This is a genomic window from Bartonella sp. AA78NXGY, from assembly GCF_042197005.1.
GTDB lineage: Bacteria > Pseudomonadota > Alphaproteobacteria > Rhizobiales > Rhizobiaceae > Bartonella.
Window position 1 is genome coordinate 12,293 of sequence record NZ_JBHIRI010000010.1, and the last position, 15,590, is coordinate 27,882.

Below are 15,590 nucleotides of genomic sequence, written 5' to 3' on the forward strand. Positions count from 1 at the left end.
CGGAATATATCATGCGTACACCTGGTTGGTTAACTACCCTTTATTGTTTTATTCTTTTAAGCAGCATTTATGTTGCCTTACCCAATTTATTTTCACACGAACAAGTTAACAACTCGAAATTTTTACCCAATACCCGTGTGGCACTTGGTCTTGATCTTCAAGGAGGCTCTTCTCTTCTGCTCGAGGTTGATAGCAAAACGTTAAAACGCGATCAATTACACATCGTTTTAAGCAATGTGCGCAATGTATTGCGTGAAAAACAAATCCGTACATCAAATGTGCGTATTGTTGAAGATAGCGTTGTCGCGCTTATTTCTGATCCCTCACAAACTGAAAAAGCACTCTCTGCTTTGAAAACATTAATAATCCCCATACACAGTAGCTTTGGCACGACAGAACATAACATCACGATCAGTGCTCAAAATGAAATGTTTCGTATCACATTAACGGAAGCTGGTATAAAAGATCGTATAAGCAATGCTATTGAACAAAGCTTAGAAATCATCCGGCGCCGTATAGATCAAGTTGGTGTTTCAGAACCAGCCATCCAAAAGGTCGGAAATGACCGTATTATGGTCCAATTGCCTGGTTTACAAGATCCAAAACAATTACGTGATCTTTTAGGAACAACTGCCAAAATGAGTTTTCATCTTGTTCCTTCTAATGTGGATCCCAATAATCCACCGATAGGTGTTTCAATTCTTCCTGGATATACTGATGAAACGCAACGCTATGCAATTTATGATCAAATTGCTTTAGATGGAAATGTCCTGAAAGATGCCCGTGCAGGTTTTGACCCCCAAATACCAGGACGTTCCATTATTTCATTTACGCTAGATTCCGCTGGTGCAAAAATATTTGCCGATATAACACGACAAAATATTAACCGTCCTTTTGCCATTGTTCTGGATAATAAAGTTTTAACCGCTCCGACCATCAATAGTGTCATTCCCAATGGACAAGGTCAAATTACAGGAAACTTTGACTCCAAAGAAGCCTCAACTCTGGCTGCTCTGCTTCGTGCTGGTTCCCTCCCCGCACCACTCACGGTCATTGAAGAGAGAACCGTAGGTCCAAATCTTGGTGCTGATGCCATCCAAATGGGACTTTACACCGGCATAATTGGCTTTATTCTTGTTGCAATTTTTATTTTTCTTCTCTACCGTATTTGGGGATTAATTGCCAATATAGCACTAGCTCTGCACACGATTTTAACATTTGCTGCACTGAGTCTTTTGGGAGCTACGCTTACGCTGCCTGGTATTGCTGGTATTATTTTAGGCATCGGTATTGCCGTTGATGCTAATATCCTTATCAATGAACGTATCCGTGAAGAAAGTCGAAAAGGTGTGGGTGCTTTTGCAGCCCTAGATCGTGGATTTAAACACGCTTTTGCAACCATTGTTGATGCAAATGTTACGGCAATTATAGCGACTGTCTTACTATTTTGGTTCGGCACCGGTCCCGTTCGTGGTTTTGCCGTAACAATGTTGCTTGGTATTATCATCTCCATGTTTACAAATATCACCATTGTACGCATCATCATGATTTGGATCGTTCGTAAATGGAAAATTAAAAAGTTGCATATTCACTCTGCTTTCAACATCATGCCACAAAACACAACTTTCCACTTTATGAAAGCACGTTTCATTGGTATTGGCGTCTCAATTGTTTTATCAATGGCTTCAGTTTTTCTCTTTTTTAAGCCTGGATTGAATTTTGGTATTGATTTCATTGGCGGAAGCCAAATGAGTATTACCACGAAAGGACCAGCAGATCTAGCAACTCTGCGTTCCAAGCTTTCTACTCTTAATATTGGTGAAGTTACCTTGCAAAATATTGATAACGAAAATACCGTATTAATTCGCATGCAGAAACAAAGCGGTGGCGAAGCACAACAAACCACCGCCATTGATAAGGTCAAAACAGCTGTACAAAATATCTATCCCGATACCACATTCGATCAAATAGAAGTTGTTGGTCCCAAAATTTCAGGTGAGCTTGCCACAGCTGCTTTTACTGCTGTTATTCTTGCGGCTATTGCCATGTCTCTCTATATATGGTTACGCTTCGAGTGGTTCTTTGCCATTGGAGCAATTATCACTCTCATTCTAGACACCACAAAAATGATTGGCTTTTTTGCTTTATTTCAATTTGATTTTAATTTAACGGCTATCGCCGCACTCTTAACAATTGTTGGATATTCTATAAATGATAAAGTTGTCGTCTATGATAGGATGCGCGAAAATATGCGTCTTTATAAAAAAATGCCGTTGCGCGAGCTGATTGATCTGTCAATTAATCAGGTTCTTGTACGTTGTTTTTTTACATCAGCCACAACAATTCTTGCGATGCTCCCCATGGCGATATGGGGTGGAAGTGCTGTTCATAATTTTGCATTACCCATGGTCTTTGGGATTATTATTGCAACATCATCCTCTATCTTTATTGCTGCTCCTATTTTACTCCTGCTAGGAAATTGGTGGCGTGAGCGAAATAATCGTGCAAATATCAAAGTGAAATAAAAATGCCCTTTAATGCGTATGGTACATCTCGCCTCTCTTCTCATAGAAATATAGTCGTTTTCATTCATTCGCTTTTTGATCAAGAATAGTAAATAATCCATGCTCCACGACACACCACTTATCACAACTATTGTTGCAGGCTTATGTTTAGCATTTCTCTTGGGAATGATTGCTAGCCGTTTACGTATTTCACCCCTTGTAGGCTATTTGTTAGCTGGTGTTATTGTGGGACCCAATACAGGCGGATTTAAAATAGATTCCGTCATCATTAATCAACTTGCTGAAATTGGTATTATTTTGCTGATGTTTGGTGTTGGGCTCCACTTTTCATTAAAAGACCTTTTATCTGTCAAAGCTATTGCTGTCCCCGCTGCTATTGCACAAATGGCATTTTCTACTTTTCTAGGTTTGTGCCTTGGTCTGATTATGGGATGGGGCTTTAGTGGTAGTTTGATTTTCGGTCTTGCTTTATCCATAGCAAGTACCGTTATCCTGCTACGTGCTTTGCAAGAGCGTCATCTTATTGAAACAGAAAAAGGACGCATTGCCGTTGGATGGTTGATTATTGAGGATTTAGCAATGGTCCTTATACTTGTCCTCATCCCTTCCTTGGCAAGTGCCCTCAGCAATACCAAAAAAGAAGCGTTGGATCCTCTTGTTCAATGGTTGGATTTAAGTATTTGGGGTATTTTTGGTCTCACCATCCTGAAGGTAATTGTATTTATTGCACTTATGCTCGTCATTGGGCGACGCGTTATCCCATGGCTTTTAAAAATGAGCGCACAATCGGGATCACGTGAATTATTTCGTCTTAGCGTCTTTGCTATTGCATTAGGAGTAGCTTTCGGAGCCGCTCATTTATTTGGAGTTTCTCTTTCTCTTGGTGCTTTTTTTGCTGGTATGGTCATGAGCGAATCAGAATTAAGCCACCGTGCCGCGGAAGAATCTTTACCACTGCGCGATGCTTTTTCTGTTCTCTTTTTTGTTTCTGTAGGCATGTTATTTGACCCCGAGAAACTCTTAACTCATTTTTTCCCTCTCTTAGCAACCTTATTCATTATCGTAATCGGAAAATCTGCTGTTGCCTTTTTCATCGTTAAAGCTTTTCGCTATTCTAATGCGACAGCTTTGACTATTTCTGCAAGCCTTGCCCAAATCGGAGAATTTTCCTTTATCCTTGCTGGTTTAAGTTTAAGCTTAGGACTTTTAAACAATGACGCTCATGATTTAATTCTTGGAGGAGCAATTTTTTCTATTTTGCTCAATCCTCTTGTTTTCATTGCCTGTAATAAAATTAAAAAACGTCTAGAAAAAAATTCTGCATCTTCACAAAATACCCAAACAATTATTGATATTGATCCACAAGATCCTGACCAAGATTTTTTACCGATGACCTTAAAAAACAACCATATCGTAATTATTGGCTATAGTCGTATCGGTAAGTGTGTTGCATTATCTTTAATAAATAGAGGTGAACCTATAGTGATCGTAGAAGAATCAAAACGCCTCTCTGATAAAGCGATTGCAGATGGCTTTGAGGCTATTTGCGGCAATATCATTCAACAAGAAATAATGAACGCAGCAAATATAAATAATGCACATAAAGTTGTTATTACAATGCGAAGTACCATTGAAGTAGGAGAATGTATCGTGAATATCCGTGATATGAAGAAAGATATCCAGATAATCACACATGCATTATCCGACACAGAAACAACATATCTCATTGATTTAGGTGCTGATGTTGTAGTAACAGATGATGAAGAAATTGCCAATGGCATTATAGAGTATATAACAGAACGAAGATCTGTAAGGAATATGCTCAATCATGAAAATTTACAGAAAACATAAAATGGATACAGAATCGTGAAAATAAAGCAATTTATATGGCCATTGATTGGTATCTTAGCAATGCTGGTATCTATTCGAATTCTTTACATGAAGCTCTCTGTCATTTCATTTGGGGATGTATTGGAGCGCTTGAGCAATTTAAATGCACAGCACTGGTTATTAGCCTGTTTATGTTCTCTCCTAGCTTATGCTGCTCTTGCTGGATATGATCGAATTGCTTTGCAACATCTAGGCCATAAAATTTCTTGGATTTTTATCGCTATATGTTCATTTACAACCTACGCTCTTTCACACAATATCGGTGCTTCAGTTTTTTCTGGTGCCGTTGTACGCTATCGCGCCTATAAAATGAAAGGATTAAATGGAACAGAAATCGCGATATTAGTAGGTTTTTGCTCTTTTACTTTTGTAATCGGCACAATCTTACTTTTGGGAATCGTTTTGGTGCTGCAACCCGAAATTATCACCCTCATTCATAAAGAACTTCCTGAATGGCTCGGAACAACGGCTGGAGCAATTTTACTCAGCTGTATAGCACTTTATACGTTTGGCAGCTGGCTTCAGTTAAAACCCTTACGCTTGGGTAAAAAAATTCAACTCTCCTATCCACAGCTGAAAATTGTTATTCAACAGCTTCTCATTAGCCCTCTAGAGCTTTTAGGAGCAGCAGGAATTATATATGCTGTTCTCCCACATAACGCAGATATTCATTTTATATCTGTTCTTGGTGTTTTCCTAGCGTCTTTTACGATAACTCTTCTCTCTAATGCTCCAGCAGGAGGAGTAGGAGTTCTTGAAGCTCTCTTCATAACAGGCATGCCCAATATAAATCCAACCGATGTTATTGCAGCACTTATTGTTTTTAGAATGTTTTATTTGATTATACCGCTCATCCTTTCATTATTTGTGGTCGTCATTTTTGAGGCGCAACAATATTGGAAAAGAGCCCCCAAAACACCACCTGAATAAATAAAAGGCTATCAATTACTTCTTTTTGTGTGCCTATATAAGAACAGAACACCATCGTGTTACCAATTTACATATCTTTTTTAAGAAAACTCTCTCAGTGCTCTTCCCCATTACACAACAATACCCGTGAATGGTATAATAGTAAAGCTATTGTTGCACCATTATCTTTATACTTAATAAAAGAGCAAGCCTGCGCCATTATACTATTTTTCCAATGTTATGATAACTTTTAGCACTTAAGAACATTAATGAGAATTATTTTTATGCCTTTCTTCAATAGTCTTTATCCACACGTTAATCCCATTTATGATGCAAAAATGAATGATTTTAATTAATTCATTATAAGAGGGATTGAAACAAAAGAAGTTTATGATAGTAAAGTTTTTTTTAAATAAAGAATAATCAATTCTTTATAAATAAATATATTATAATGAATCTGTGTGGCTTTCTTAATATTTATATTTTTAGAGGTTAAGCTAATGGAAAGACAGCATAGCGTAACCACGCAGCTTAATATTTTAAAACTTTAAGCCTCATTAAAGCCTATTGTCTTTCGTTTAACAGGTATTAGCTTTAAACAATTAAACTGATCTAATTTTATTACTTGTATGTCCAGCTAACTACTTTATTTTATCTTGATTTACCCTCTTGGAATACTGATGATTATTACAGAAGTTTTTTGTTTAAGCGGGAGAGTTATCAAAAAATATCCACGCTGCTGACACAACTAAAGTGTAAAGTTTCTTCTGTCGTTAAACAATATGTTAAAAATCCAAAAAAAAATTAATCAATTTATATTAAAAGAAGTGAAAACTGTTGATTTTTATACCCCTTTAAATAACACAATTGTCGGTAAGAGGCTTCTCCTTACCAATTGCAACTTAAAAAAAGAAACAATACGCATTAAAAGATCTTTAAATGTCCTTTGGAAGTTTTTTGAATCCCCTAAAAAGTACAAAAACCGATGACTAAGCTATATCAACAATCTTCACTTTTAAACAAACAGATATGGGGAAATCCTACTGCCCAATTTTATTTAGCAACTCGTACCTTAAAAAAAATTACGCAATCAATAAGTTATTTACGGTATAAAATAAAATGGTGGGTGATGAGGGGATCGAACCCACGACCCGCTGATTAAGAGTCAGCTGCTCTACCGACTGAGCTAATCACCCATAAGCTTCTCAAAAGACGAGAATGAGCGTTTCTATAACGCTCCTAAGGATAGATGTCCAGATATTTTGTTGTTTGTTATATAAACTCATTGTCTGTAAGGTTAAAAATATGATATTCACCACTTGATCTTATATAAAAATAAACCCATTATAAGAGGCTTTATAAATAAATGTTCTGATTGTTATACAGAACCTATAGTTAGAGGATTATCGAGCATAATGCCCGAGCGAAAATTAGAGGAACCTTCTTGTGGTTGTAAGCGGGATGGGGCATCGTTTTGTTTTATCAACAATAACATGCATTCAAGCAATATTGTGCTGTTTTTTTCTTTGAATATAAGTTTTTTATATTCAATGTTCATGATCCAATATACGAATAAAAGCCTATGAATTTTTTTTGTCAATCGCGCGCTTTTAAGCTTCTAAAAGGTAATGAATGATGGAATGGATCACTGATCCCCATGCGTGGTTTGGTTTGATCACGCTGGTTTTTCTCGAAATTGTTTTAGGAATAGATAACCTTATCTTTATTGCAATTTTAGCTGAAAAATTGCCACTGCATTTGCGTGACCGCGCACGCTTTATAGGTCTTACTTTAGCATTAATTATGCGGCTTTTCCTTCTTACCGTTATTGGATGGGTTATGAGACTCGATAGGGTAATTCTTTCACTTTCATCTTTTGTATTTAGTTGGCATAGCTTTATTTTAATCGGTGGTGGAGCCTTTTTGCTCGCAAAGGGAACGCTAGAATTACATGAAAGGTTAGAAGGAGTATCACATGAAAGAAAAACAGGCGTTGGTTATGCTGTTTTTTGGCAAGTAATCGTCCAAGTCGTGGTGCTGGATGCTGTTTTTTCACTAGACAGTATTATTACCGCAACAGGTATGATTGCAAAAGAGCAGGCAGCAGTTATGTATATCGCAGTCATAGCTGCTATGGGAGTAATGATGTGCGGATCTGGTGCTCTTATGCGTTTTATTAATCGTCATCCCACTATTGTAATCCTTTGTCTTGGTTTTTTGATGATGATTGGTTTTACTCTCATTGTTGAAGGATTTGGTTTTCATATTCCAAAAGGGTATTTGTATGCTGCTATTGGTTTTTCTGTTCTCATCGAAGCTTTTAATCAAATTGGACGTCGTAACCGTGAAAAAATGATTAAAACGAATAATCTACGCAGTAGAACAGCTGATGCTGTTTTGAGGCTCTTAGGAGGAGGAAGCAAAGATAGTCACCTTGCTGAGACTGTAGATGTTATTGCTGAACAGGCCGCAGCTTCTGAGTTGTTTAGACCAGAAGAAAAGGAGATGATTCGTGGTGTTCTCGATTTAGCTGATCGCCCTGTTCGCTCTATCATGTCGCCGCGTAATGAGATTGAGTGGTTAGATTTAAATGCTGATGAAAATGAAATGCGTGAAGAATTACAAAAGGTTAAACATAGCCGCTTAATTCTTGCGCGTGAAAAAGTGGATGAATTTGTTGGCGTTGCGTTGACAAAAGATCTTCTTTTGAATTTGGCTGAGGGGAAAAAGATTAATTGGAAAAAAGCTATGCGAGAACCCCTTGTTGTTCATGAAAATACAAGTGTTTTACGATTGATGGAGCAATTACGTCATTCTTCGATTCAGCTTGCAATTATTGTTGATGAGCATGGATCTTTTGAAGGAATTGCAACACCAACCGATATTCTTGAAGCTATTGCAGGAGACTTTCCTGATGACGATGAAGAACTCATGATCGCAGAACAACTTGAAAATGGCAGTCTTCTTGTTGAGGGATATGCTGATATCCGCCGTTTAAGTGGTTATCTTGGGCGTAACCTTGTGGATGAAGCAGATCGTTATACGACTCTGGCAGGCTTTATGCTTTGGCAGTTTGGTCATTTACCAAATGAGGGAGAAAGCTTTGAAACTGATGGTTTACACTTTAAAGTGATTGAAATGGAACGCAGAAACATATCTAAAATCCTTATTTCTCCACTTGTATCACCAGAAAAAAGCTAGTTCTTTTTACAAGCAAAATGAATAAAAAGATTTTTTTATGATTAAAAATTGAAAAGAATAAGCAGTTGATAACTCAATTGCATTTCATTATTTTTATATTTTTTTAAGCGTAAAATAATGACATACAAAAGTTATATTATCAATGAACTTTCCATTATAAAAAATTTTCATTGATGATTGACGAAAAGCTGGGAGAGAGAAAATGGTGCAAAATTATTTGTCAATGGTCATTAATCTCAAAACAATGAATATATACAATATATTGATTTATAATAATTATTTATTACAATATTACCTTCACATCAAGAAAGCCTCTTTCAAACATCAGATTTCCGCCAATGGATAAAACTCCACCATTGTTGAGTTCACTCAACTGATGATGGCATCTTTAAACCAGACTCTGGCTCCTATAATCTTTTTAGATCTTCTTGATATTTCTTAAGGAGCTATTCCTTAGCTTTTGTTTCGATAAATTTAGCTATTTTTTTCCTTGCAAGAATGAAACTCCACCTCTCTGGAAAGGCCCTTATTAAGAACTTTGTTTTTCTTCTAGATAGCTCATATTTTTGCTACTTTTTAATTAAAGCGTAGCTGAGCTGCTTAGATTTCACCACTTCTTTGACTAAAGCCAATGCACGTTCAGATGAATCTGTTGGGTATTTTCATCAAAGCCTAAATGATCCTCTGCACTGAAACTTTGATAATAAGATTGTAAGGTTGCAACATCACCCAATAAAGACAGTGCACCAATATGAAGTAAGCTATAATCTGCATCATATACCTTGATAACCTTTATGTGCCTCCAACTTCATTCTTTCGCCAAGATGGTGCTCCATATCTGGAATAAAAGCATTTATGAAGATCAATTCTTTCTATCGCCTATTTCAAGACATAATCAAGCTTAATTCCAACCAATCTGCATATATTCCTTCTTCACAAACTCTCAACCCCTTTTTATAAAAATCAAGTTGTAGATCTTGTAAGTGCTGAGAATTGATAGGGATCAATTGCAGATAAAATACCAGTACTAATCGAAACTCCAACATCAAATTACGGATAACCTTTGATAATTGCGTCATTATAAAGAATTTGTACTTCACAATCTGGTAGTTGATAACGTGCTGAATAATTATCTACCTCTTTAATTTTTTCAACAGACCAATCAAGATTTTGAAGAGCACTGTTGCACTCTCCATGATTAAAAAATTCTTTGCTCTAGCTCAAAAGAGGTTTTATCCATATCAAAAGTCAAAAGCGAAGCAGATTTTTGCAAACAAAAGTGATAACGCCGTGTAAGAGAAGAATCTTATCAATAAGGCCTTTGGTGATTTCTTTTGTAACGTCTAAACGAGATGGAATCTTATTCATAAAAAAATATAATAAAGTCAATAGTTTGTGTGCAATTATTTTATATGAATCCCATTTAAAATCTACACTTTTATACGTGATTTAATTAACCATTTTTCATAAACAATTACCATGTATGGATAGACCATAAAACGCATGTAAACATTCAAATGAAGTGAACGCAGCTATCATTCATAACAGTTCATAAATTTTATGATACGTTTTTATCACACACAAATCGCATTATTAAAAACGTAATCGTTTGAAATTATCGATAACATAAATTGCATGCGTTTAAAAAATGGTATGGGGTTTACTCTTTTTTTGAGCTAAACCTTAAAAGAAATAATCATTTGAAACTATCATAGAATAGGTTTTAATTCATTAAGGGCACATAAAAGGATTTAAAGACAAGTCGATTTTAAAGCGCCGCTTACTAAAAAGTTAGTCAATAATAAGCAGACATTATATAGATACTATCATCACAACAGGTAATGAAATTGATAATGTTATGTCGTAGAAATCAAAAGATTTTTAATGATATAACGCAGGCAAACAAGCAAAAAACGTTTTAAAAGTTATAGTTTAAAAATACGAAACCAAATGAAATCCCCTCAAATTTGAGGATACTTATTAAGACAAAGATAAGTAGATAAATTTCAAAAGGATTGCAATCATATTACAAAGGCATGGTGTTTTACTCAATTTTGAGTCAAAAGCGACAATGTTTAAAGAATGCTCTATTCTAAAGTTAACGAACTCGAATTTGAGCTGGTTAATTTTGCCAGCCCAAATATAGAGCGGCTTATTTGAAAAGAAGTTATGTTTAAATGCAAAGTGAAAATACGCTTATGAGAACCTCACTAAATGAACGTTTAAACGTTTAGAGACATAAAATGATATCTCTATAAATACGTTTGAAACCTAGATTTATAACAGTTTAAAAGCCTTAGATTTTATAAAAAGCGGTTGTTTATTGTCTTATGAAAAGCTGCTTTTAAAAACCAATGTTCGTAAATGTAAACAACGGGTTTTGTTACAAATATTTACTTAATACGCATTTTCTCTTGATTGTCTTGATATGAACCTACCAAGCGTTGAGACATTTTGATAATGTACTTTGTGTCAAATGACCACTTCAAAAATGCGAGCGTTATTCTTAATACGCTTTATAGCCATACATAAAGTGTTTATAGGTTCTGTAATTCAAATGAGTGATTAAAGATCATATCTGTCATTTACGTTCCTTTTGATCAGTTTTAATCAATAGAATAGAGCGTTTGCAATATGATACGTTTTGTATACATACATTCATTATTGACTTCTTTTGTATGATCTGTAGTACCTCTATTTAAAAGCAGCGTCATATCAATTGGCACAGCTTTCTTTTATGATGCGTTTATAACCATCAAAGAAGCACCCTCCACGTCTGTCATTTATTCTGTTTATCAATCTTGATAACATCATCACTTTCATAAACCTCTCAATTTATGGGAACCGAATATAAATCGCTATGTCTTTTTATTCTTGCATTGCCATATACATTACTTCTAATCACGATATAATCAGGAGATCTTGGCATTGCCATAAACAGAGCCGTAGACCTTAGTATGACACCCCACGCTAGCATTGCCGTAAACCTTGCCTAACAACCGCATGATCATAAACCGCGGCATTGCTATGAATACGTGCACTACCGGATAATTTTGCATTCCCATAAACCCGCGCTTAATGATAAACTCAAACGTTATAAGAAAGATGAGCATTGTCATAAACATGAACACCAAAATACACATGGGTTTTATCACATATAAGGGTATTGCCATACACATAGCCACCAATGGCAGCATTGCCATAGCCCCTTATATTTTCATAAACACAACCAGATTTTACAACACAGACATTATCAGCAACCCAGCAATTACCATCATGAGAGAGATTGCTTTCACTTTCAATAAAAGCATCCAGATCGCCTTTTTTTACATCACCAGAATCGTTTAAAGCACGAATGCGATATAAGATATATGACCAGTCACGAAATCTATTTGATTGGTCAATTCATATTTTTGGGATGGTTTTTTCTTATTAACAGGAGCGGTTTTATTTGCAATGGAAGAAATAACGGAGATGTTTTTGATATAGTTGTCATATTCAAACTAATAATAACATATTCATTACCTAGTAGTAGAATACTAACTCCTACACCTGCATAAAGCGAAGCAATAACCCGCCCATATGGCTATGCTGTATGACTATAATAGAACCCAAAACCATCATTGCTACACTCGCAACACCAGCAGCAAAACGGATCAAAAGGACTAAGTGTTAACGCCATGAAAATAATTAAGTGCACTCATCACTATAGCTGCACAAGATAGTATGCTAGGAGCAAGAAATATAATCCCAATTCTGCCAAACGTAAAGAACATACTCCCAACTAAATAACCACCATAATTAGCGTTCAGTATATAAGAAAGTTGATTAAAAGTAAACAATCCCTCATCCAACATAACTGGCAATATTGGTGTATAGAGAAATCACCAGATACCCATATCAAAACCATATCGAATACAGCATTTTGAAACAATTCAAATCTTAACGGTTGTTTTTTCCCCCTTATTATTCCTTTAACTGGTGATATTCCTCATCCGCGTTCCATATCACCATAACAGCCTTTAACTCCAAAAATAGAATAAAAGCAAATTTAGCTATCTATTTTAATGCTCAAAACAATATATTTAGCGATCTACTATCAACATCGCCAGATCAGTTTTACAATAACATATTGAATTAATATGTATTTTTATGTTATAAATGTTTATAGTTAAATTGAAAGCATATTTAGATAACCTTGCTTTTTTATCTCGATATTCAAAATGACTAACCGAAAAATTATATACGCAGCCGTAAATTTTACTTCTCTTAAAATCATTTGCTTATTCGCTGCAAAACTTAATAAACAACTCAAATAACCATTTTCATAAAAGAGGAAATTGGCTTCTTTTTAGATAATATTGTTATTTAATATGATATAAAGTTGAAAAATTTGGTGCACCCGACAGAATTCGAATCTGTGACCTCTGCCTTCGGAGGGCAGCGCTCTATCCAGCTGAGCTACGGGTGCTTCACACTGATTATTAAAATCAGTTATGGTCTTTTAACTAATCATACCCTTAGCTTCAATGCTAAATTATCATTCTAATAAAAAAAATTACTCGTTTGTAATTTATCTAACGACGCATTCCTTTTACTTTTTAATGATACTTTACCTTGAAATAACTTCTCTTTATTCAATGCTCTTTTTATTATAAAAAGAGCATTTATTACAACTTCAAAACTCTCAAAAATAAGTTACAACATAAATTATAAGTATCAGGATAATTTTTAAATGGCTACATTACCAAGTCGCTTTCATTTTATTTCCGCAGAAACTGAGGAGGCTATCAAAGCTACCCATAAATTAATTTCCGTTTATGGTCATTCTTCTCTGGAAGAAACTGATATTGTTGTTGCAATCGGTGGTGATGGGACAATGTTACAAACCGTACGAGATATCATGAACACAGGCAAACCTATTTATGGTATGAATCAAGGTTCTGTAGGATTTCTTATGAATGAATTTCATGAAAAAAAATTGCCCAATCGTATTGCTGCCGCACATAAAAAAGAAATCCATCCCCTGCGCATGATTGCAAAATCTGAATGTCAAGATTCTATCGAGGCGCTTGCAATTAATGAAGTATCCCTTTTTCGGCAATCTTATCAAGCGGCAAAAATTCGCATCACCATTGATAACAACGTACGCATGGAACAATTAAGTTGTGATGGTGTCCTCGTTGCTACACCAGCTGGATCAACCGCCTATAATTTATCAGCACAAGGACCTATCTTACCTCTTATGGCTCCCCTTATGGCCCTCACTCCCGTTAGCCCTTTTCGCCCTCGGCGTTGGCATGGAGCTTTGCTTCCCGATACAGTAACAGTGCGCTTTGATATGCTTGAACCTAACAAACGCCCTGTAAACGCTGCTGCAGATAATATTGAAGTTAAATCTGTCCATTCAGTTACTATTTCAATGGCAACAGAAGTAACAGCTTCAATCCTTTTTGACTCAAATCATTCATGGGATGAGCGCATTTTATCAGAACAATTTCGCTATTAATGATTGTATTATGCGTTTTATATGTATATGATTGTTATAGTTAGTTTTTTTTGTGAAAACATCTTAACACTTTTAAAGAGTGTAGAATATTGGTTATAATCATCATTAGATAGCGCAGTTAAAATCACAGAGCAGTTGATAAAAAAATGATACCATCTTTAAACAGTTTTGATGATTTAGGTCTTTCCGCAAAGGTTATTAATGCGGTGAAATCAGCGGGGTATACAGCTCCGACACCTATTCAAAGTGAAACAATTCCGCATGTCCTTCAAAGAAAAGACGTTTTAGGAATCGCCCAAACGGGAACAGGTAAAACCGCCTCTTTCGTATTGCCTATGCTCACTCTCCTTGAAAAAGGTCGTGCAAGAGCACGAATGCCCCGTACACTCATCTTAGAACCAACAAGAGAAATTGCAGCTCAAGTTGAAGAAAATTTTGATAAATACGGAATAAATCATCGTTTAAATGTTGCTCTTTTGATTGGTGGAGTTTCTTTTGAACTCCAAGATCGCAAACTTGAACGGGGAGCTGATGTTCTTATAGCAACACCAGGGCGCCTTCTTGATCATTGCGAGCGCGGTAAACTGCTCCTGATGGGCGTTGAAATCCTTGTGATTGATGAAGCTGATCGCATGTTGGATATGGGCTTTATTCCTGATATTGAACGTATCTGTAAGCTAACCCCTTTTACGCGTCAAACTTTGTTCTTTTCTGCAACAATGGCGCCAGAAATTACAAAACTAACGAAACAATTTTTACATTCTCCCGTATCTGTTGAAGTTACAAAAGCTTCCTCAACAGCTACCACAATTACACAACGGCTTGTCAAATCTGGAAATAAATCATGGGATAAAAGAGCGGTTTTACGAGAGCTTATCCAAAATGAAGGTGCAGAGCTTCAAAATGCAATCATTTTCTGTAATCGAAAGAGAGATATTTCTGAACTTTTTAGATCGCTCATCAAACATAACTTTAATGTAGGGGCACTTCATGGAGATATGGACCAATATTCGCGCATGAACACTCTAGCTGATTTTAAAAATAATAAACTTACACTTCTTGTTGCTTCTGATGTTGCTGCCCGTGGACTCGATATTCCAGCTGTAAGTCATGTATTTAACTATGATGTTCCTACACATGCTGAAGACTATATCCATCGAATTGGTCGTACAGGGCGTGCAAATCGTAGCGGAAAAGCCTTTACAATCGTTACAAAAGCTGATCAAAAATATATCAATGCCATCGAGGAAATGAGTAATGAAAAAATTGAATGGCTCAATGGAGATCTCTCAACTTTAATAGCCGATGATCAAACAGAAGATATTGTTGTAAAGAAAAAATCTTCAAAACCATCAAAGAAAACTACTCCAAAAGAGACTGTTGCTCACACTAAAAAATCTGTAGAAGAGAATAAAACAGAATATATCAAAAATGCAAATAATAAGGAGAAGCCATCTGAGCAACAACGCTCACGAAAAAATAAGAATTACACACCTATTGGATTTGGTGATGATATTCCTGCTTTCATGCTTATAAAAACGTGTAAATAAACCCGT

9 protein-coding genes and 2 tRNA genes are annotated in these 15,590 nt (G+C 35.8%); 6 read left to right on the forward strand and 5 right to left on the reverse strand.

What is annotated here, in order from left to right:
• Positions 1 to 11 precede the first annotated feature (11 nt).
• The 3 genes from secD (at position 12) to ACFINL_RS06700 (ending at position 5,345) form a co-directional block, all read left to right on the forward strand.
• A complete protein-coding gene (gene secD / locus ACFINL_RS06690) occupies positions 12 to 2,525 on the forward strand; it encodes a protein translocase subunit SecD (protein ID WP_375651181.1) in 2,514 nt (837 codons plus the stop codon).
• 99 nt (positions 2,526 to 2,624) lie between these two features.
• The gene (ybaL, locus tag ACFINL_RS06695; protein WP_375613485.1) at positions 2,625 to 4,376 is read left to right on the forward strand and encodes a YbaL family putative K(+) efflux transporter; all 1,752 of its coding nucleotides are present in this window, start codon (positions 2,625 to 2,627) and stop codon (positions 4,374 to 4,376) included.
• Between the two features lie 15 nt (positions 4,377 to 4,391).
• A complete protein-coding gene (locus tag ACFINL_RS06700) occupies positions 4,392 to 5,345 on the forward strand; it encodes a YbhN family protein (protein WP_375612150.1) in 954 nt (317 codons plus the stop codon).
• Between the two features lie 1,099 nt (positions 5,346 to 6,444).
• On the opposite strand, the gene ACFINL_RS06705 is transcribed toward ACFINL_RS06700, so the two are convergent.
• A tRNA-Lys gene (locus ACFINL_RS06705) sits at positions 6,445 to 6,520 on the reverse strand.
• A gap of 436 nt (positions 6,521 to 6,956) precedes the next feature.
• Between ACFINL_RS06705 and ACFINL_RS06710 the strand changes: the two genes are divergently transcribed.
• Positions 6,957 to 8,525 (forward strand): TerC family protein, encoded by a 1,569-nt coding sequence (locus ACFINL_RS06710; protein ID WP_375651183.1) that lies wholly within the window; start codon positions 6,957 to 6,959, stop codon positions 8,523 to 8,525.
• Positions 8,526 to 9,147: 622 nt separating this feature from the next.
• Here ACFINL_RS06710 and ACFINL_RS06715 read toward each other — a convergent pair.
• The 4 genes from ACFINL_RS06715 to ACFINL_RS06730 all read right to left on the reverse strand — a co-directional run bounded on the left by ACFINL_RS06715 (position 9,148) and on the right by ACFINL_RS06730 (position 12,996).
• The gene (locus ACFINL_RS06715; RefSeq protein ID WP_375631244.1) at positions 9,148 to 9,321 is read right to left on the reverse strand and encodes a DUF6990 domain-containing protein; all 174 of its coding nucleotides are present in this window, start codon (positions 9,319 to 9,321) and stop codon (positions 9,148 to 9,150) included.
• A 2,116-nt stretch (positions 9,322 to 11,437) separates the two neighbouring features.
• Positions 11,438 to 11,644: a hypothetical protein gene (locus ACFINL_RS06720; protein ID WP_375620801.1), complete on the reverse strand. Its 207-nt coding sequence runs from the start codon at positions 11,642 to 11,644 to the stop codon at positions 11,438 to 11,440.
• Positions 11,645 to 12,190: 546 nt separating this feature from the next.
• Complete coding sequence (locus ACFINL_RS06725; protein ID WP_375651185.1) at positions 12,191 to 12,382, reverse strand: hypothetical protein; 192 nt, start codon at positions 12,380 to 12,382, stop codon at positions 12,191 to 12,193.
• A gap of 537 nt (positions 12,383 to 12,919) precedes the next feature.
• Positions 12,920 to 12,996, reverse strand: a tRNA-Arg gene (locus ACFINL_RS06730).
• A 264-nt stretch (positions 12,997 to 13,260) separates the two neighbouring features.
• Between ACFINL_RS06730 and ACFINL_RS06735 the strand changes: the two genes are divergently transcribed.
• Both ACFINL_RS06735 and ACFINL_RS06740 read left to right on the forward strand, forming a co-directional pair.
• Entirely contained in the window at positions 13,261 to 14,034 is a 774-nt protein-coding gene (locus ACFINL_RS06735) for an NAD kinase (RefSeq protein ID WP_375651187.1), read from the forward strand.
• Positions 14,035 to 14,180: 146 nt separating this feature from the next.
• Positions 14,181 to 15,584 carry a DEAD/DEAH box helicase gene (locus ACFINL_RS06740; protein ID WP_375612144.1) on the forward strand — a complete coding sequence of 468 codons (1,404 nt, stop codon included), beginning with the start codon at positions 14,181 to 14,183 and terminating at the stop codon, positions 15,582 to 15,584.
• The last annotated feature ends 6 nt before the right edge of the window (positions 15,585 to 15,590 follow it).